This is a genomic window from Capnocytophaga sp. oral taxon 332 str. F0381 (assembly GCF_000318275.2).
GTDB classification, from domain to species: Bacteria; Bacteroidota; Bacteroidia; order Flavobacteriales; family Flavobacteriaceae; genus Capnocytophaga; species Capnocytophaga bilenii.
The window spans coordinates 46,917-66,595 of the sequence record NZ_KB291344.1; the positions used below are offsets into that span (position 1 = coordinate 46,917).

A 19,679-nucleotide genomic window follows, 5' to 3' on the forward strand; every position below is an offset into this window, starting at 1 on the left:
ACTAATTTTATAACAACAAATACAATGAAGAGACTATTAATTTTATTGAGTATTGGCTTGGTAGCTATGGGCTATGGGCAGCAGAAGATGAAATTTAGTCAGCCGCAAATGCCGCTGGCTACAGACAAAGAGAATGTGCTAACTACCTTTGTTTTGCCTATTGAAAAGGGGGCAACACTGCAACAGCTTACACTTTCGTTTAAATCGAAAAAGCGATTACTAGATTTGGCACAAGTAGCAGTGTATGTAGGAACCCGAGATAAAAAGGAAAATGCTACTTTATTTGCCAAAACACAAAAGCTATCACACAAAGTAGTGCTGAAAGGGGAATATAAACTTTTAGCAAAAGACAGCTTACACGTTTGGATTACAGCGCATACTATAGCAAAGCCCGAATTGCTAAACAAGGTGCTGCTCACTGGCGTAGAAGCTAAAACTTTGGCTACTAATTTTAGGCTTCGCAATACGAGCAAAGAAGGGCAACGTTTTGCTATTACTTTGCGAAAACCGAAGCAAGACGGGGTAGCGTGTTATCGCATACCAGGTTTGGTTACGACTCCTAAAGGTACGCTTATCGCTATTTACGACAACCGCTACAACAATTGTAAAGATTTGCAAGAGGATATCAATATAGGAATGAGCCGTAGCACTGATGGTGGACACACGTGGGAACCAATGAAAGAGATTGTAGATATGGGACGCTGGGGTAACTTGCCCGAGGAGCTGAATGGTGTGGGCGATGCTGCGGTGCTGGTAGACGAACAAAAAAATACTATATGGGTAATATGCCTATGGCAACACGGCTTGGATACTAAAACCTATAGCTGGTGGGGATCTAAACAAGGATTATCACCTGAAGAAACAGGGCAATTATTGGTAGTGAAAAGCGAAGATGACGGACTAACGTGGAGCAAGCCGGTAAACATTACTAGCCAAGTAAAAAGACCAGAATGGCGCTTGTTTTTTCAAGGTCCGGGAAGTGGTATTATGATGAAAGATGGTACTTTGGTATTTGCGGGTCAGTTTAAAGATGAAAACCAAGTGCCTCATTCTACTATTATTTACAGCAAAGACCACGGAGCTACTTGGCAGGTAGGTACAGGGGCTAAAACGCATACTACCGAAGCACAAGTAGTAGAGCTTGAAGATGGTAGCCTAATGCTAAATATGCGTGATGATAGAAATAGAACTAACTATGAGCTATCGGACGATTATCACGGTAGGTCGGTAGCTATTACTACAGATATGGGCGCTACTTGGAAAGAACACCCTACTTCGCGCTTAGGCTTGGTAGAGCCTAATTGTATGGCAAGCATTATTCGTTACAGAGGCAAAGGGGGCAAACCTTATTTGTTATTTTCTAATCCGGCAAATGCCACTCAGCGCACTGACTTGAGTATTAAGGTGAGCGATGACGAAGGCAAGAGCTGGGATAAACTGCCACAAACAGTGCTTTACGAAGCTGCGGGCTTGGGCTATTCTTGCCTTACGGTAGTAGATAAGAAGACGATAGCAATACTTTATGAAGGAGCTGATGGGGAGCTTTATTTTCAGAAAATACCTGTGAAACAGCTTCTTAAAAAGAGAAAATAAAGTATTATGAAAATTAAAAAAACGTTATATTGCAAAAAAGATTTGTTTTATAAATAAAAAGTAAGTAATTTTGCGGCAACTAAATTCTCTTTTTAAAAAAAATGGACTTCCAAAATAAGATAATTACAGAAGGACTCACCTATGATGATGTGCTTCTGATACCCAATTATTCAGAGGTATTGCCTCGTGAGGTAGCAATAACTACTCGTTTTACTCGTAATATTACACTAAATGTGCCTATTATATCGGCAGCTATGGATACGGTTACCGAAGCAGCTATGGCTATAGCAATGGCACGCGAAGGGGGTATAGGTGTGCTTCATAAAAATATGACAATTGAGGAGCAGGCAAAGCAAATAAGGAAAGTAAAGCGTGCTGAAAGTGGTATGATTATAGACCCTGTAACGCTTTCGCTTGATGCAAAAGTAGCTGATGCAAAACGTTGTATGAAAGAAAATAGCATAGGAGGTATCCCGATAGTAGATGCTGATGGCACGCTTAAAGGAATTGTAACAAACCGAGATTTGCGATTTGAACAAGATGGAGCTCGCCCGATAGTGGAAGTGATGACCTCTAAGAACTTGGTGATAGCCAATGAGGGTACTTCGATGAAAGAGGCTGAAAAAATCTTACAACGCAGCAAAGTAGAGAAACTTCCTGTAGTAGATAAAAACTACAAACTGATAGGGCTTATTACCTTCCGCGATATTGCTAATTTGCAAGAGAAATCGATGTCTAACAAAGATAGCTATGGTCGTTTGCGCGTGGCTGCGGCTTTAGGAGTTACAGCAGATGTAGTAGAGCGTTCGTCAGCCTTAGTGCAAGCAGGAGTGGATGCCGTAGTGATTGATACAGCACACGGGCATACCAAAGGAGTGGTACAAGCACTTAAAGCCGTGAAGAGTCAGCACCCTGATTTGGATGTAGTAGTAGGTAATATAGCTACAGCCGAAGCGGCTCTTTATCTTGCTGAGAGTGGTGCTGATGCGGTGAAGGTGGGTATAGGGCCTGGCTCGATATGCACAACCAGAGTAGTAGCAGGGGTAGGTTTTCCGCAGTTTTCGGCAGTACTGAATGTAGCTGCCGCACTGAAAGGTAAAGGCGTGCCTGTGATAGCTGATGGAGGTATTCGCTATACAGGTGATATAGTGAAAGCAATTGCAGCAGGTGCTGATAGTGTGATGCTTGGTTCGTTGTTGGCAGGCACTAAAGAATCACCAGGTGAAACAATTATTTTTGAAGGAAGAAAATACAAATCATACCGAGGTATGGGCTCGGTAGAGGCTATGAACCAAGGTAGTAAAGACCGCTATTTTCAAGATGTGGAAGATGATATCAAGAAATTAGTGCCTGAAGGTATTGTGGGGCGTGTGGCTTATAAGGGTGAATTACAAGAAAGTATGCACCAATTTATAGGTGGACTGCGAGCTGGTATGGGATACTGTGGTGCTAAAGATATTGCTACTCTTAAGGAAGTAAGCAGGTTTGTACGCATTACTACCAGCGGTATAGCAGAGAGTCATCCGCATAATATAACGATTACTAAAGAAGCTCCTAATTACTCACGATAGTGGTTGGTTATTAGAGAATAGTCGTTAAGATACTATAAATTAGCCAATGTGTGTATCAGCTTTAGCTAATCAACACATTGGCTAATTATTTGTTATAACGCTTTGAAATTAGAAACTACTATTAATAGTAATGAGATGTAATTTTACTGATATATTGGCTGATTGACAAATTATTATTATCTTTGCATTCAGATAAAAATATTATTTATAAGAGCTAACATCTAAACACTAATATTTAACATTATGAGTTTCTTAAAAAATCTACTTAATCTGCACCAAGGCGAAGAGAAAAAAGAAAAAGTAATAGAAGATATTCTTAGCAATATCTCTTTTCGCGGTTCCAATCTATGGGTTTTGGCTTGTGCTATTCTTATTGCATCTATCGGACTAAATGTCAATTCTACGGCAGTTATCATTGGGGCGATGCTTATTTCACCTCTTATGGGGCCTATTGTGGGGGCAGGCTTTGCATTAGCTACCTACGATTTTGACTTATTGAAAAAAACAGGACGCAGTTTGCTTATCGCTACGGTAGTGAGCCTTATAGTATCGTTTATCTACTTCTATATCAGTCCGTTTAAGGATGTACAATCAGAGCTTTTGGCTCGTACCTCGCCTACTATTTACGATGTGCTCATCGCTTTTGTGGGTGGGTTGGTAGGTGCTATCTCCCTAACCCGCGAGGACAAAGGGAACCCTATACCAGGGGTGGCCATCGCTACTGCTTTGATGCCTCCGCTCTGTACAGCAGGCTTTGGCTTGGCAACGGGCAATTTTAGTTATTTTTTAGGTGCTTTTTACCTCTATAGTATTAACTGTTTCTTTATTGGTATTGCTACTTTTCTCATTATTAAATACCTGAAATACACTCCTAAAAATACGGGTAATGAGGCACTTAACAAGCGTTTGCGCGTGGTTATCACTACACTAGTAATCCTCATCGTCACTCCCAGCCTCTATTTAGCTTATAGTCTTTTAGAAGAGAAGAAATTCCACGAGAATGTGGCACACTATATCACTGCTGAGTTTGAAAACAGTGGTTATACTATCATTTATAAGAAAATACGCTACAATACGAACCCTAAAAGCATTGAATTAGCGTTTTTGGATAAGAAATTTAGCGATGAAGAGTTAAAAACACTGCAAAGCAACCTTAAAAACTTCAATCTACTCAATACAAAGCTTATTGTACGACAAAAAGAATCGGAAATAGACAAAGAAATACTATCAGAAATCAACAAAAACAAGTCGTCGCTCTCTAGTAAAGATGTGATGATAAAGAACCTAACTGACGAACTGGAAAAATACAAGCCTACTGATGCTACTTTTGCTAAAGAAATGCAGGTATTATTCCCAAGCATAGACGATTTTTATTTTGGCAAGCTGAACCACTTATATAATAAAGATTCTCTACAAACGGCAACTGTACTGCTCTACACCCTGAAAAAAGATACTATAAAGGGCAAAGAAGTGGTTAAAGAAATAGATGCCGCACGATTGCAACAATGGCTCGCTGAGAAGTTTGGCGATAAGAAAGTGATTTGTAAATTAGCAGATTAGGGAATTAGAGAATTAGGGAATTAGCAAATGAGAAAATGAAATCCCCGTGTGGTATGGTACTTCACGGGGAGTTTTTAGCTAACTTGTAAATTAACTAATTATTATCTTTACAGTAGCACAACAGTAAATAGTCTCATCTTCCACTCATTCAGTAGCGATTAGACAGATATTTTACACTATTATTAGCCTTAGATGAAGAAAGCTCCATAAGTAATACCTAGCATACTTAACAAATGCAAATATCAAAGAATAACAATGACGCATAACTTATTTCAAAATATCTACAAACACCCTCTCATAGGAGCACAAGAGTTACAACAAATACAAAAAGCTCATCAGCCTATTGCTTTTCGCAAGGGTGATTTTATCTTGCGCAAGGACGAAATAGCTCGTGGTTATCTCATCTTGCAGAGAGGAGTTGCTCGCGCCTTTGTGTATGACTATGAGGGAAATGATATCACTACCGACTTCTTTTGTGAAGGTGAAATTATCGTGCAAGAACTTTCTCTTTTTAAGCATTTACCTTCTGCCGAAAATATCCAAGCCCTTACTGATTGTGAGGGGTGGCATATAGATTATGACCATTTTCAAGAACTTTATCACAGTTTGAAAGGATATTCGGAATGGGGGCGACTCTTTATGACAGAGAAATTGTTTGAGGCAAAGAAACGTTCTCTTGAAATGATTACACTCCCTGCCAAAGAGCGCTATATGCAGTTTATTAAGGAAAAAACCAGTGCTATAAAGTACGCCCCCTTAAAACATATAGCTACTTATTTAGGCATCACAGACACTTCGCTAAGTCGCATCAGGAAAGAAATGTAAAAATTAATTATTATAAAATGAAAAAAACAGTTTTTTTAGATTTAAAAAATAATATATTAATCATATTAGCTTCAATTATATCATATTTAATTTACAACTATTATGAAAATAAAAAGAGTAATAAAGATCTCATTAGTACTACAATAATGGCTATGACTGATAAAATATCTGAAATATCATTTATGAATATCGAACCTATCTGGACAAATTATAACGATAAGGATACTTTATTTTTATTTAAAAATCCTATAGAATTAGAATATTTAATTTTCTATGATGAACTCTTAAAAAGTAGAGGGTTGGACGATGAATTTCGTGTAAATATACTAGATTTTCAAAAGAAAAGTAGAAAGTTACTAAAAAATTACACAATAAAGGACAGTGACTTTTTAAGAAAAAAAATAAGTAATGCAATTGTTTTAGAAATACAAGAAGAAAAAGACATATTAGAGGGAGAGCTTAATTATCTTAATGGTGAAATATCAAAAGATTCATTAAAAAAAGTTAGAGAAAATACATTTAGAAAATATATTTCTTTTAATCTAGATAATTACTAAGAAATAAAATCTTGTCTTATGGCAAGATTTTTTTTGTGTATTAGTCATATTTTTGCCCCCGAATTTTAAACAGTATTTAAAAATGACAAAAACAAAACACTTTGAATTTCTTTTATCCATTCGCAAAAACCTATTGACTTACTTAGATAGTCTTACCCCTGAACAATTAGGTTATATCCCAACAGGTTTTTCTAACAACATCTTTTGGAATATAGCACATTGTATTGCTGTACAACAATTCTTATGTTATCAGCTCAGTGGAAATAAACTGCTAATCAGCAATGATTTTTTAGAGAAATACAATCGTGGCACTTTTCCTCAAAAGATTACACCTTCAAAGGAAGAAATCAAGCAAGTAAAGGAATTGTTACTCAGTACAGCCAATCAATTACAAGAAGATTATCAAGGAAGGTTATTCAATGAGTTCCCGACGGTTAAGGTAGGTTTATTTTCTATTGATACTATAGAAGATGCTATGTATGTAAACAATATGCACGAATCGAGACATCTGGGAACTATAGTAGCTTTAAACTATTTTAGCTCAAAAATCTAATAAAAATATGGCTTATAGTATAACACTTGCGAATAGAGTTCGCGAATATTTAGCTGAAATTCCTCACATCAAGGTTGAAGAAAAGGCGATGTTTGGCGGTTTGGCTTTCTTGGTGAATGACAAGATGTGCATCAACATAGGAGATAATTGCCTAATGTGTAGGTTTGACCCTGAGCAGACAGAAGAAATTGCCGAAAGGCAGGGCTTCTCGCCAGTGGTAATGAGAGGGAAAGAACTCTCTGGGTATTGCTATGTAGACCCTACGGGGTACAACCAAAAAAAAGACTTTGATTTTTGGTTACAACTCTGTTTAGAGTTCAACAGCAAAGCAAAGAGTTCTAAGAAAAAGAATTTAGCTAATTAAGTCGTAACACGAGTCGTAGCACGACAAGCGTAAATAAAACTCCCCGTGGTGCAAACTGCCAATGCGGCTCACATTATGGGAGTTTTTTAATTGACAAATTATTACTATCTTTGTCCCCATAGAGGAAATTCAATCGTTATAGGGGTATAATATTAAATTTAAAAATGTATGAAAGATTTTGTATTAATTTTTCGTTTGAACAACATCGCTGATTTCAAACCTACTCCCGAGCAAATGCAAGAACGTATGAACTGGCTTGCAGGTATCGCTTCACAAAACAAATTAGCCGACAAAGGCAATACCCTTTTGCCTATCGCTGGCAGTGCCAAAACTATCAAAGCCGATAAGGTTGTAACCGATGGACCTTTTACCGAAATTAAAGAGTTTATCAGTGGCTATGTGGTAGTAAAAGCTGAAAACATTGATGAAGCAGTGGAAATGGCTAAAGCCAACCCTATTTTTGAACAAGTAGGTGGCAGTATTGAAGTGCGTGAAGTGCTAAAAAGAGATTAAAATGCCTCACTCACAACTTTTATCCGATTTGTTTCGAAAAGAATACGCTAAAATGGTGGCAGTCTTATGTCGCCATTTTGGCTTTTCTCATTTGGAGATTGCTGAAGATATTGCGAGTGATACTTTCTTAAAAGCCTATGAATTGTGGGAAACAGAGCCCTTACCTCCCAACCCTACTGCGTGGCTTTACACCGTCGCCAAAAACAAAGCTAAAGACTATGAAAAACACGTAGCTATATTTGAAGATAAAGTAAAAAAGGCACTTACACCTACTGAAAAAAGCGAAGAACTTACCTTTGAAACTTCTGAAATAAACGACAGTCAGTTAGAAATGCTCTTCAATATCTGCGATCCTTCTATTTCTGTAGAGTCTCAAATAAGTTTGGCTTTGCAAATACTCTGTGGTTTTACAGTAGAAGAGATTGCCAATGCCCTACTCACCCATACCGAAACTATAAAAAAACGACTTCTTAGAGCTAAAAGCAAACTCAGAGAGCATCATTTTCAAATCAAAACCGTAAGCCCAGCCGATATACAAGCCCGATTAGAAACTGTACTGCGCTGTTTGTACTTATTTTTCAATGAAGGCTATTTTTCAGAAACTAACAATCAGTTTATACGAAAGGAGTTTTGCAAAGAAGCCTTGCGCCTTACACTCTTACTTGCCGAGCACCCTCAAACTGATACACCACAATTGAATGCTCTTTTATCGCTGATGTGCTTCCAAAGTTCCAGACTTGAAGCTCGTATCAATACCACTGGTGAAAACACTCTTTATGAACAACAAGATAAAAGCAAATGGGATAAAGAACTTATACACAGAGGCAACTATTACTTAGTAAAAGCCTGCGAAGACTCTCAAATCTCTAAATATCACTTAGAAGCTGGTATTGCCCATTGGCATACTACCCCTACCGATGAAAATAAGTGGGAGTATATTCTCCGCCTATATAACCAACTCATTATCATTGAATATTCTTCTGTAATAGCCTTAAATAGGACTTTTGCTTACGGCAAGGTGTACGGCAAAGAAAAAGCTATTGTAGAGGCTGAAAAATTAGGATTGCAAAACAATCGTTACTACCACGAGTTATTAGGATATTTGTATACTGATATCAATAACCAAAAAGCAATTGCTCACTACCAAAAAGCGATTACTCTCTCTAAATCCCCCAACGAACGCGCTACACTGCAAAAACACATAGAACAATTAGTGGAGTAAGGTTTAAAGAACTCAAAATGCACACCTTGGGGGATTACTCAAAAAAAGAGGGAAAATGAAACGGTGTCAAATTGTCACCAATTAAAATTAAATACTGCTGATAGTGGAATGGGCGGCTGATACAAAAGCTACCAATTAGTAGGTCAAGTAAAAAATAATATGTACTTTTGCATATTATACCATTTAAAGGTAGCCTGTGGCTACCTTTAAATGCAAAAAAAGCTGGGATAGCCACCGCAGCAGTAAAAAAACAATTGCAACAAATGACCCTCAAAGGGTATATACAACGCAAAGAAACTGATGACTCATTGCGTATCTTTGCTACTACCTCAGTATAATTAACAGATGAAAAAGAAAAAGATGTATATCCTTATCATCATAGTATTGGTTTTGCTCATAGGAGGGGCTTACTATATATGTCGTCCTGTGCTTTTTGCAAAACCTATGGGCAAGTATGCCATTGGCACGGTAACCTATTGTGTAACCGACCCTGATAGGGAAGAGATTTTCATCACTGATAAACACCAAGCCAGACAAATCCCCATACAAGTGTGGTACCCTGCTGAAAATACCGCTCAACCTGATTACGCTCCTTATATCCCTGAAGCTACAAAGGTGAGCGAGGCTATTTCAGAGCTTTTGCATATTCCAAAGGCGTTGCTTTATCCGTTGCAATTCAAGCGTTCGAATGCTTTAGTAAAAGCTCCTGTAAACAAGGAAAATGCGCAATATCCTGTACTTTTATACCTTACAGGACTTTATGGTCACCGATGTATAAGCACTTTTCAGATACAAGAATTAGTCTCTCAAGACTATATAGTGGTAGGTATTGATTGCCCTATGGCAGTAGCCTTGGCAACTTTCCCCGATGGCAGTACGCTCAAAAGCCTGCCGCGAACGGTCATCGACCCTATGCTCAATGAGAGCCTTACAGAAGAAAATCCACTCTTAAACTATAATGGAAAAACTTTTGAAGGGGGATTGATAGCCTACTTCGCTAAAGATGTATCGCGAGTAATAGATTTCCTTACGGCACTCAATACAAACGACCCTAACCATCTTCTTACCACAAAACTTAACTTGGATAGATTAGGAGCTTTTGGCGTCTCTCTTGGAGGAATTATCGTATCGGAAGCCTCGTGGGAAGACCCTCGTATCAAAGCTAATTTAATTATGGAATCGCGGATTCCACTAAAAATAGCACAAACGGGCTTGCGTGTTCCTACAATGGTTATCACACGTCCGGCAGAAGCTATGCGCACAGAAAGAGAACGCTCAGGAGGGTGGACAGAGAGCGATATTCAAGAGCACCTCAGCACAATGGAAAACCTATGCAAAAACACTGTTGAGAGTGAATTTGTACAAATCCCTGATATCTTTCACGTAGATTTTACCGATGCTCCTTTGTGGTTGCCTTTTGCTCATTTTTTGGGATTTAGTGGCAAAACCCCTATTGAGGAAACTCACCACAAACTGAATGAACTTACCCTTACTTTCTTTGAAAAACATTTATAATAAACTATATGAAACACTTAATTATCTTGTTATTATTCCCGTTCTTAGCAGCTGCACAACCTATTATTAGCTGTACAGATGTGATAAAACCTTATGGAGACTTCCAAAGTCCATTGGCTTTTGAAGAGACTGTAGCAGCCCTTCAGAAAACACTGAACAGCAAAGGAATTACCATTTTTGTTACTATTGAACACCACAAAGCAGCTGAGGCAGTAGGCGAGCATATGCAGCCTGCCACCGTGCTTATAGTAGGGAACCCCAAAGTAGGAACCGCCCTAATGCAAGAAAACCCTCGATTGGCTATTGAACTTCCTTTGAAAATCCTCATCTATGAGAAGGAAAAAACAGTAAACATACGCTATGAGAAAATTGCTGCTATCGCCGAAAAATACCATATAAAGCAAAACTTCAGCACAGCAGAGAAAATAGATGCAGCAATGCTACAGTTGATAAAATCGTCAATTGGGGAATGAGGAAATTAGCAAATGAGGAAATTAGCAAATGAGCGAATTGGAAAATTAGCAAATTAGAATTTTAGAAAATAAAACTCCCCGTGGTGCAAACTGCCTATGTGGCTCGCATCACGGGGATTTTTTTATTGGCTATTTTTGAAAATAAGCAAGATAGGAAAAATCTTTTCTGCAAAACTGCCTTACCTTTGCCCTCGTAAATCAGTAACTCAATATGAAAAACATTACTTACAACGATTACATTCAGCGCATCAATAAGGTAGTTGCTTACATCAACAATCATTTAGATGAGACTTTAGACCTTAAAAAACTCGCTAATGAGGCGGCTTTATCTGACTTTCACTTTCATCGTATCTTCAAAGCCCTAAAAGGTGAAGCTATTGGAGGGTATATCACTCGTCTTAGGTTAGAAGCTATAGCTCGTTTGTTGCGATATACTACCCTGACAATTGAAGAAATAGCCTTTAATATAGGCTATGAAACCACAGCTTCGCTCTCTAAAGCCTTTAAGAAACAATATGGCATCAGCCCTACTGAGTATAGAACAAACAAAGATACCTATATTATGAAAAAAGAAATCATTAATCCTGATTTGGCTCTAAAAACCCCTAAAATAGTAACATTAGAGCCTAAAAACCTTATTTATGTAGCCCTCACTGGTGCCTATGGAAGTTTAGACTACGGAAAAGCCTACGAACAACTATGGGCTGTTATTAAGGCTCAAAAACTTTTCACCAAAGGGATAGAGTCTATATGCATATCGTATGACGACCCGAAAATCACCGAAGGCTCTTTGCAACGCTCTGATGTATGTTTGGCTATCCACAAGCCCGCCATCCCACAAGAAGAAGTTAGTTGCAAAACCTTAGCAGGGGGTAAATACGCTGTTTTCTTTTATCAAGGCAGTTACGAAAACCTTTCTCAGGTATATGATACAGCCGTACGCTGGGTGATGGACCACGAGTACACGCTACGCGAAGAGCCTTTCTTTGAAAAATACCTCAATGATGCGCGCCGTACCCCTAAAGAAAAGCTAAAAACAGAGATTTATATTCCTATTAGTTAACCCATTTGTCAATCAGCAAATATAGTGCATTTTATAACTTTTAATGCTATGCAACTTACAAGAACAGAAAAAACTATTGGTATCGTCTTAGCGATTGCCTTATTATTGCTCACACTTTCAGGAAGTAGTTATTTCTTCTTTAGCCTGAAAACAAACATAGTACAATGGATTGCTTACAATGCTTGTTCGCCGAGTAGCTTGGTATATTTAGTAGGCTTTATAGTCTTTTTGTACAACAAAAATGCTATCGGGTTGGCACTTGCTTTCTTGCCAATGTACTATTTTGGTACTATGGGACTCTTCACCTTTACGTGGAGTGGTGCTAATATTTTTGCCCAAATGTCGCATATCACTATGACACTTAATCTTCTTTGGGCAGGCTATATACTCTATCGCCTCGGCAATTACAAAGTCTTTGCACAAGGCTTGCTGTGGAGTATCATACTTTTTGTACCTTTTATTGCTTTTGTGATGTATTATTGTCGCACTCACGCTGACGAAATCAGTAGTTTGTTGCAAATGACGGCTTAGGATATTTGTATTATTAATGATTGCAGACAAATCATAAAGCTTGAATAGTATTTTTTTAAACGATTTTATTTCTTACCCCTTGCATATTATAAAAAAATCATTACCTTTGCAGTGAATTTAAAAACTCATTTAAACACTATTTAAAAGAAACAGAAAAAACAATTACATAAAGACATAAATTAGCGTTTCGCTTTACAATTTTCCTACTTATAGAAAACGACCATTTTTTAGTACTAGGAAAAGTGAAGTGGAAATGCCTGCGTTATAAGCGTGGGCATTCCTTTTTACTTTAGTACAAAGCCTTTGGTCGGGCTCTATAAGGAAAGTAGTAAGGAATGTGCCCGCGTTTTTTTATGTACTTATGTGAACGATAAGGCGGAAACCGAAAAGCCTGTAAGAGAGTAGGAATGACAAACTAAATAACAATTAGAAGAATGGCTAAAAAGTACAAAGTAACAATTTTAGGAGCTGGACAACTTAATGGATCTTTTTCAATTAACGAAACTTTTATTACTGAAAATTTCAAATTAGCACGCTCATTTATGGGAGGTAACAGAAAAGAAGTTTTAAAAAGTTGGGCAAAAAATAAATTCCCAGGTATTAAAACAGATAGAACTCTAAGTTTAACAGCAAATGTAATAACTATTGAAGAGAAAAGTGATTCTCCTTGGTGGAAATTTTGGTAAAATCAATTACAATTATTTGTATGGAACAAGAGAAATCAATGTTTGATAAATTCATTTCTTTATTTGAAAAGAAAGAAGAAAATATATCAAGTAAGGATATAGAAGACAAAGAAAGTTTATGGAATAGCATTGCTAATTATACCTCCTCAACATACGATAATATAGTGGAGAGCACAAGTATAGCATATAGCACTACTATTGATTTCATTTCAGAAAAAAGCTCGAATATCTATAATAGTACTGCTGAAAGTTTTGTAGAAATAACCCATAAAGCAGGAGAGTTTTATGATCAGATAGAAATTAAAGATAGCTTCTATAAAGTTCTTTCAGAAGTCAATTTAAATAGTTTAATTGAAAATTTAAACAATATTGAAATAAAAAATGAAAAAGCTAAAAATGCTTTGAAAATAGTAGTTTCTCTGTTAAACATTTTTGATAATTATCAAAAAAGAAATAATTTATCACGCAATACTTCTGAAATAATAGAAGAAAAACAAGAACTTAGTAGTGAGGTTTCTAATTTTATGAAAAATATTGATTTCAAAGAAATCTTACGTGAAGTAAGACCTTATATTCTATATATCCCTCACCCTGCTGCACCTATTGTATATCAACTATTATCTTTTTTGTGTGATTAAAAAAATGAATTTAAAATTTAATAAAATATGAATAAATGGAATGACTTGTGCTTTATAGTAAGCACACATCAAAAAAAGAATACTAAAGAAAATATTCTTCAAGTAGAGATTGAAAATTTCTTAGAGAAGTTGGGCTGGTCAAGAAAACAAGGAGAAATTGTTACTCAAAAGCATATCAGTGTAGGGAGTAATCAAACTCTAATACCTGATATTACCATAGAGAGTAATAACAAAGTTCTTTTTGTAGTAGAGCTAAAACACCCTAATGAGTCTGTTGAAAAACATAAGAAACAACTTATCTCTTATATGCGACAGCTAAAACTTCGCTTTGGGGTGCTTTTGGGGGACAAATTCCAATTGTACTACGATGATACTACAGAAGACGGCACAGAAGCTCAAAAAGTATTCGAGGCTGCATTCACTGAAAACAATCTAGAAGCTGAAGAACTACTATCTCTACTTACTAAAGAGCAGTTTGAAAAGGATAAACTTCTTGTATTTGCTGAAAAACAATTGGAGAAAATACAAGAAAGTGAAGTTATGAATGAAATCAGAGAGTATGTGGAGGAACAGCTTTCTCATTTGCAAGATAAACTATACAAAGAACTACAAGAGGAATATGATTCTAAGCTTGTAAAAAAAGTGTTTGAGCATTTGAATATTGCTATCTCACCCATTGTTGTTGAAGAAGTATCTCTGAACAACCTTGACAATACTTCTGTTGAGAAACTGCCTATTGAGTTTGTTCCTAATGATTTAGAAGCTTTTAAAAAATTACTTTTGCCAAAAAAAATAGCAAAAGTAGAGTGGCACTATAACAACGGAAAAGTAGAACACAAAACTTGGAAAGCATCACGATTTAAACAAAAATCTTCTTTGTTAGGCAATGTTTATTCACGCCCTGAAGCTAAAAATGGCAAATGGAAAGAATTAGGACTTGCAAAAGTAGTTTATAAAATTGACTAAGCTAATCTCTTGCTAACACTCCCCGTGCAATCTCTCTTTGCACGGGGAGTGTTATTCTCTAACGAATGAGCTTTACTTGATGTGCTATTAAAGTTTTCATTTGGGTAATAGCAGTTTTATTGAGCTCAAGCAAACGTTCAGCTTGTGAAAGACCTTGCCTGATAAGCAAAGCGTTGATACTCTCTAAATTGCTCAGTACTACTAACTGCTCTAAAGTTGCCTCATCGCGGATATTTCCTTCTTTATTAGGGTGTGTATCTCGCCATTCTTTAGCTGTGATACCAAATAAAGCGATATTTAGCAAATCAGCTTCATCAGCATAGATATATTGCATCTGTTTTTTAGTAACTTCTTTGGGAATAAGGTTCTCTTTTATCGCATCAGTATGGATATGATAATTGACTTTGGCGAGGGTGCGTTGTAGATTCCATTCGAGTTTTAAGCGGCTATTTTCTTCTTCTTTAAGGCGTTGAAATTCTTTGATAACATAAAGTTTAAATTCTATGGAAATCCAAGAGGCAAACTCCATAGCTATATCTTTATGAGCAAAAGTTCCTCCATAACGCCCTGCCTTAGAGACAATACCTATAGCATTAGTAGCTTCTATCCAGCGTTTAGGTGTCAATACGAAACTATTAAGTCCTGCTTGTTTTCTAAACCCCTCGAATTCGAGGGGTTTAAAATTAGGATTGTAAAGAATCTCCCAAAAACCTAATAATTCAACTGTATTTCGGTTTCTTAACCAATTTTGTATAATAGCATCTGTATGCTCTACTTCTTTATAACGTGCTATATCAGTGAGTGATATATAATCATTATTCTCTCTTTCATAAAAGGTAATAGCTACTCCTTGTACATTTATCTTTTTATTCTTCGTCATAATAGAAAAGTTTTGAAAGCACAAAGATAGGAGAAAATTTGAAAAACTACTCTTCTCTGTAATAATTATTTGATAAAAATTCTCTATCTTTGCAGGGTATAAACTAAAAATAAGAATTATAAATGAAAAATATTCAATTAAACAACGGAGTACAAATGCCTGTATTGGGTTATGGTGTATTCCAAGTAGACCCTAAAGAATGTGAGCGTTGCGTAAGCGATGCTATTTCGGTAGGCTACCGAATGATTGACACTGCCCAAATTTACAAAAATGAAGAGGGCGTAGGCAACGCTATTAAGAAAAGTGGTATCAATCGCAAAGAGTTCTTTATCGTTACCAAAGTGTGGGTAAGCAATGCGGGCTATGAAAAAGCTAAAGCCTCTATCGAAACCTCTTTGCGCAAACTCCAAACTGATTATATCGATTTGCTACTCGTTCATCAACCTTTTGGCGACTATTATGGCTCTTATCGCGCTATGGAAGAAGCCTATAAAGAGGGCAAAGTGCGCGCTATTGGGGTGAGTAACTTCTATGCCGATAGATACCTCGATTTGGCATACCACTGCGAGATAAAACCTGCTGTAAACCAAATGGAAACACACGTATTCCACCAACAACAAGCCCTACAAGAACTGATGAAAAAATACGACACCAAGCTAATGTCGTGGGGACCTTTTGCTGAAGGTAGAAACGATTTCTTTGCCAATCCTACGCTCAATGCTATTGGTGAAAAGTATCACAAAAGTGCTGCCCAAGTAGCCTTGCGCTACCTATTACAACGCGATATTATTTGTATTCCTAAATCGGTACGCAAAGAGCGTATGGAGCAAAACCTTAATGTATTCGATTTTCAACTCTCAGAGGAGGATATGAGCCAAATAGCGGTTCTTGACACCAAGCAAACGCTCTTCTCTTCTCACCGAGACCCTGCTTTTGTAGAGATGATACTACAATATGGTAATTAGCAAATTAGCAAATGTGCTAATTAGTAAAATTCCCGTGTGGTACTTGTACCACACGGGAATTTTTAATAAAACATCTAACTTGTATCTATTTGCTAAATTCTACTTCAGCATTTAGTTTAGTTATCTTTTCTTGCAATTTAGTGATGTCTTTTTGCAATTTCTCAATACGGCGATTACTTTTGGCTAAATTCCTGTTAGCCTTACTAGCTTTGCGCAATGCCTTTCGAGCTTTGTTCGCTTTTTTAGCACTTGCTGAAGCCGAACTCGCATCACTAAAAGCATCCGTGCGATCAGTAGCTTCTTCATTAGCCTGTGCAGCCTCAGTTTGCAACGACTGATTATTGGTTTGCTCTTGTGTGAGTTTCATTTGCAATTCGTTGAGCTCGGTATTGAGTTTCAAGGCTTGTTGTTGTTTTTCCAAGCGTTTCATCTCTGGTGATTTAGCTGTACCACAACCCGCTAACATAAAGGAAGCTAACACTCCCATTAAAAGTACTTTTTTCATAATTATATTATTAATATTTTAATGCCACAAAAGTAATACTTAATTGCCTAATATGCAAATTCGCTATTTTACTAATTTGCTAATTATCAAATTATCACTACCTTTGCATTTAGAATAACTTAAAAACAATACAATATTATGAGAAAAACTTTTATTATTTTATGCATTTGGAGCATCATTGTAGGCTGTTCTCAAGAACAAAATGAAGATGACTCCTCTTCCAAAGAAAAAGAGGGATGGAAATTAGTCTGGCACGAATCGTAGCACGATAAGCAATAATAAGCTCCCCTTGTGAAGAACACCCCTAAGTGAGGAATAGCTCGAAACACTTAGGACATTTAGTAAACAAATTATTAATCATAAATAAAAAAGACAGATGACAGCAATGTACACAGCAGTGGCCACCGCGACAGGTGGTCGTAACAGAAAAGTAACTTCTGACAATGGCGTATTAAGCCTTGAAATACGTTCTCCTAAAGCCTTAGGTGGAGCTAACGATGATTATACCAATCCTGAGCAGATTTTTGCTGCGGGCTATGCGGCTTGTTTTGATACTGCCCTGAATTTGGTTATTAGGCAAACTAAAGTAGCTACTGGTGAGACCTCTGTAGCAGCACACGTATCTGTAGGAAAGCTGGATAATGGCGGGTTTATTTTTGCCGTAACCTTACAAGTAAATATACCCAACGTATCGCTTGAAGAAGCTAAGGAACTTGCAGCAAAAGCCGACCAAGTATGCCCGTATTCTAACTCTACTCGTGGAAATATAGAAGTAACCTTTGAAGTTAGTAACAATTAAGTCGTAGTAAGACAAACAATAAAACTCCCCGTGTGGTATGCGTACCTCACGGGGAGTTTTTATTACTAAAGGCTAATTCTATTCTAAAAGTAGATTTATCAATTAGCTCATTTGTATTGCTTTGAGAAAGCCTTCGGTGTGTAGAGTATAGAAAAGCAGTTACTACTTTATGGTCGCTCACGGCTTCATTGGCAGAAAGATAAGCCAGTTCCTAATTAGCAAACTTATCTAAAATGATAAATACTATTTTTTTCATTGTGCTTATTATTTAATTTAACTTTATTGGCTATGGCAGTTTGATTGTACAGCCCTTTCCTATATTGTTCTTTTCGAACCATCCTTGAGGCACTTCAAGAGCATAACGCACAAGTTCTGATGAGTCCACGCTTTGATGGCTGAACGGTGTCATATTGCGTGTTTCGCGGATTTCACCACTCGAGTTAATGAATGCAATTGAAAGAGGGGTAGGCGTATCTTTCATCCAAAAGCTTAACTTTTCGTCTCTTTTAAAGATAAAAAGCATACCCGTTCCTTCGGGAATATTTTCACGCCCCATATAGCCTTTTGACATCTCTCGTATGGAGCGAGCAAGCTCAACTTTTATAGGAATGGTCTTGCCGTCAAGATTTGTGATGCTCAAGTCTCTCTCTTCAAACTCAAGTGCGAGGGCTGAACAAGCAGTAAAAACAAGGTAGCACAATAGGATAACTCCCATTAGCAATAGTTTGGCAGATGTAAATATTTTCTTTTTCATTGTGTTTTATTATTAAACTTTAATGATGCAAAAGTAGTACTAATTTTTTAAATGAGCAAGATTGAAATTTAGCAAATAAATGATTTTAGCTGCTTTCTGATACTTTGATCCTACACTGATCTTACACTAATCCTACACTGATCCTACACTGATCCTACACTGACTTTACATCATATACTAAGCTGCGCCAGAAAGCTGACTTTCCTACATAAAAGTTTTGGTAGTTTAGGGATTATTTTGTATTTTTGTGCTTTGATAAAACGATGGATTATGGCGCGGACGAATGATAATATTATACTACAAAAAGTCTCTGGGAATATAGGAAAACAGGTGGTGCTGAAGCGGGTGCACGGAAAGACGGTCTTATCGAAAATGCCGAAAAAACCTGCTGCCCGCAGCGCCAAGCAGCAGATGTGCGCTCAAGGATTTAAACTTGCTACCGCTTATGCTAAAAGTGTTATGCAAAATCCTGAACTAAAGGCTCTCTACAGTGCAGAAGCTAAACGACGAGGTGTTATCAACGCTTATAATATGGCAGTGTCCGACTATCTCAAAGCTCCTGAAATCAGCCACATCAACGCTGAAGCCTATACAGGTAGCACACTGGGTGAGGTGATAACTATTGAAGTAAGTGATAATTTTAAGGTTGTTCAGGTGAAAGTAACGATATTGCACGGTGAGAGAACCGTTGAAGAAGGCAATGCTATACTTATCGCTGACATTTGGCAATACGCTACTACCGCCCTGAACCCTACCCTTTTAGGTAGTAAGATAATAGTTACAGTGCTCGATAGACCCAATAATAGAGTTGTCAAAGAGATTGTTTTATAACAGATTAAAGAGAAAAATTGTGGAAACTACCGACTTTTGTGTAACAATATTTTAAGGAAACGCTATATCTTTGCACCGTTAAACAATAATTAACGTGTCAAAATAATTTCATATATTTGCACTCTGAAAATTAATTTATTATGGAATTATTTAAGGGACAAAGTCTCTTAGAGTTTACTGAACGCTTTAAAACAGACTTAGATTGCGAAGAATATCTAGCTTTTTTAAAGTGGGAAGATGGATATTGTTGCCGTAAAGTTATGAAATTAGTCGACAAACAACACATTATTTTATGCAAAAAGTCCGTGAAGCTAT

At 37.0% G+C, this 19,679-nt stretch carries 23 protein-coding genes and 1 pseudogene; 21 read left to right on the forward strand and 3 right to left on the reverse strand.

The window, feature by feature from the left end:
- The first annotated feature begins 24 nt into the window (after positions 1-24).
- From HMPREF9075_RS11340 to HMPREF9075_RS11415, 17 genes are all read left to right on the forward strand, one after another.
- Positions 25-1,593 carry an exo-alpha-sialidase gene (locus HMPREF9075_RS11340; protein ID WP_009416734.1) on the forward strand — a complete coding sequence of 523 codons (1,569 nt, stop codon included), beginning with the start codon at positions 25-27 and terminating at the stop codon, positions 1,591-1,593.
- A 101-nt stretch (positions 1,594-1,694) separates the two neighbouring features.
- Positions 1,695-3,164, forward strand: coding sequence for an IMP dehydrogenase (gene guaB, locus HMPREF9075_RS11345; protein ID WP_009416735.1), 1,470 nt, complete (start codon positions 1,695-1,697; stop codon positions 3,162-3,164).
- A gap of 243 nt (positions 3,165-3,407) precedes the next feature.
- Complete coding sequence (locus tag HMPREF9075_RS11350; protein WP_009416736.1) at positions 3,408-4,724, forward strand: DUF389 domain-containing protein; 1,317 nt, start codon at positions 3,408-3,410, stop codon at positions 4,722-4,724.
- Positions 4,725-4,979: 255 nt separating this feature from the next.
- Positions 4,980-5,549, forward strand: a complete 570-nt coding sequence (locus HMPREF9075_RS11355; RefSeq protein WP_009416737.1) for a Crp/Fnr family transcriptional regulator — start codon at positions 4,980-4,982, stop codon at positions 5,547-5,549.
- A 17-nt stretch (positions 5,550-5,566) separates the two neighbouring features.
- Positions 5,567-6,106 carry a hypothetical protein gene (locus tag HMPREF9075_RS11360; protein WP_009416738.1) on the forward strand — a complete coding sequence of 180 codons (540 nt, stop codon included), beginning with the start codon at positions 5,567-5,569 and terminating at the stop codon, positions 6,104-6,106.
- A gap of 82 nt (positions 6,107-6,188) precedes the next feature.
- Positions 6,189-6,659, forward strand: a complete 471-nt coding sequence (locus HMPREF9075_RS11365) for a DinB family protein (RefSeq protein WP_009416739.1) — start codon at positions 6,189-6,191, stop codon at positions 6,657-6,659.
- Between the two features lie 7 nt (positions 6,660-6,666).
- On the forward strand, positions 6,667-7,023 hold the full coding sequence (locus HMPREF9075_RS11370; RefSeq protein ID WP_009416740.1) for a TfoX/Sxy family protein: 357 nt from the start codon (positions 6,667-6,669) through the stop codon (positions 7,021-7,023).
- A gap of 168 nt (positions 7,024-7,191) precedes the next feature.
- Positions 7,192-7,536, forward strand: coding sequence for a YciI family protein (locus HMPREF9075_RS11375; RefSeq protein ID WP_002666814.1), 345 nt, complete (start codon positions 7,192-7,194; stop codon positions 7,534-7,536).
- A gap of 1 nt (position 7,537) precedes the next feature.
- Complete coding sequence (locus HMPREF9075_RS11380; protein WP_009416741.1) at positions 7,538-8,758, forward strand: RNA polymerase sigma factor; 1,221 nt, start codon at positions 7,538-7,540, stop codon at positions 8,756-8,758.
- 167 nt (positions 8,759-8,925) lie between these two features.
- Positions 8,926-9,096 (forward strand): hypothetical protein, encoded by a 171-nt coding sequence (locus tag HMPREF9075_RS13625; RefSeq protein ID WP_009416742.1) that lies wholly within the window; start codon positions 8,926-8,928, stop codon positions 9,094-9,096.
- Positions 9,097-9,103: 7 nt separating this feature from the next.
- Positions 9,104-10,273, forward strand: coding sequence for an alpha/beta hydrolase (locus HMPREF9075_RS11385; protein WP_009416743.1), 1,170 nt, complete (start codon positions 9,104-9,106; stop codon positions 10,271-10,273).
- Between the two features lie 8 nt (positions 10,274-10,281).
- Positions 10,282-10,746 (forward strand): DUF302 domain-containing protein, encoded by a 465-nt coding sequence (locus HMPREF9075_RS11390; protein WP_009416744.1) that lies wholly within the window; start codon positions 10,282-10,284, stop codon positions 10,744-10,746.
- Positions 10,747-10,957: 211 nt separating this feature from the next.
- On the forward strand, positions 10,958-11,809 hold the full coding sequence (locus HMPREF9075_RS11395; RefSeq protein ID WP_009416745.1) for a GyrI-like domain-containing protein: 852 nt from the start codon (positions 10,958-10,960) through the stop codon (positions 11,807-11,809).
- Positions 11,810-11,857: 48 nt separating this feature from the next.
- Complete coding sequence (locus tag HMPREF9075_RS11400) at positions 11,858-12,340, forward strand: hypothetical protein (protein WP_009416746.1); 483 nt, start codon at positions 11,858-11,860, stop codon at positions 12,338-12,340.
- Between the two features lie 434 nt (positions 12,341-12,774).
- On the forward strand, positions 12,775-13,026 hold the full coding sequence (locus HMPREF9075_RS11405; protein WP_009416748.1) for a hypothetical protein: 252 nt from the start codon (positions 12,775-12,777) through the stop codon (positions 13,024-13,026).
- A gap of 20 nt (positions 13,027-13,046) precedes the next feature.
- Entirely contained in the window at positions 13,047-13,664 is a 618-nt protein-coding gene (locus tag HMPREF9075_RS11410) for a hypothetical protein (RefSeq protein ID WP_009416749.1), read from the forward strand.
- A gap of 27 nt (positions 13,665-13,691) precedes the next feature.
- Positions 13,692-14,630 (forward strand): type I restriction endonuclease, encoded by a 939-nt coding sequence (locus HMPREF9075_RS11415; RefSeq protein WP_009416750.1) that lies wholly within the window; start codon positions 13,692-13,694, stop codon positions 14,628-14,630.
- A 58-nt stretch (positions 14,631-14,688) separates the two neighbouring features.
- Here the strand turns inward: HMPREF9075_RS11415 and HMPREF9075_RS11420 are convergent, their stop codons facing one another.
- Positions 14,689-15,510, reverse strand: coding sequence for a KilA-N domain-containing protein (locus tag HMPREF9075_RS11420; protein ID WP_009416751.1), 822 nt, complete (start codon positions 15,508-15,510; stop codon positions 14,689-14,691).
- Between the two features lie 122 nt (positions 15,511-15,632).
- On the opposite strand from HMPREF9075_RS11420, the gene HMPREF9075_RS11425 reads away from it, so the two are divergent.
- A complete protein-coding gene (locus tag HMPREF9075_RS11425) occupies positions 15,633-16,475 on the forward strand; it encodes an aldo/keto reductase (protein ID WP_009416752.1) in 843 nt (280 codons plus the stop codon).
- 85 nt (positions 16,476-16,560) lie between these two features.
- Here HMPREF9075_RS11425 and HMPREF9075_RS11430 read toward each other — a convergent pair whose 3' ends face one another.
- A complete protein-coding gene (locus tag HMPREF9075_RS11430; RefSeq protein ID WP_009416753.1) occupies positions 16,561-16,980 on the reverse strand; it encodes a hypothetical protein in 420 nt (139 codons plus the stop codon).
- Between the two features lie 376 nt (positions 16,981-17,356).
- Between HMPREF9075_RS11430 and HMPREF9075_RS11435 the strand changes: the two genes are divergently transcribed.
- Positions 17,357-17,779, forward strand: coding sequence for an organic hydroperoxide resistance protein (locus HMPREF9075_RS11435; RefSeq protein WP_009416754.1), 423 nt, complete (start codon positions 17,357-17,359; stop codon positions 17,777-17,779).
- Positions 17,780-18,065: 286 nt separating this feature from the next.
- Here the strand turns inward: HMPREF9075_RS11435 and HMPREF9075_RS11440 are convergent, their stop codons facing one another.
- Positions 18,066-18,533 (reverse strand): DUF192 domain-containing protein, encoded by a 468-nt coding sequence (locus HMPREF9075_RS11440; protein WP_009416756.1) that lies wholly within the window; start codon positions 18,531-18,533, stop codon positions 18,066-18,068.
- Between the two features lie 270 nt (positions 18,534-18,803).
- Here HMPREF9075_RS11440 and HMPREF9075_RS11445 point away from each other — a divergent pair, with 270 nt between their 5' ends.
- On the forward strand, positions 18,804-19,364 hold the full coding sequence (locus tag HMPREF9075_RS11445) for a hypothetical protein (protein ID WP_009416757.1): 561 nt from the start codon (positions 18,804-18,806) through the stop codon (positions 19,362-19,364).
- 140 nt (positions 19,365-19,504) lie between these two features.
- Positions 19,505-19,679, forward strand: a pseudogene (locus HMPREF9075_RS13935) (IS1595 family transposase); the annotation flags it as partial.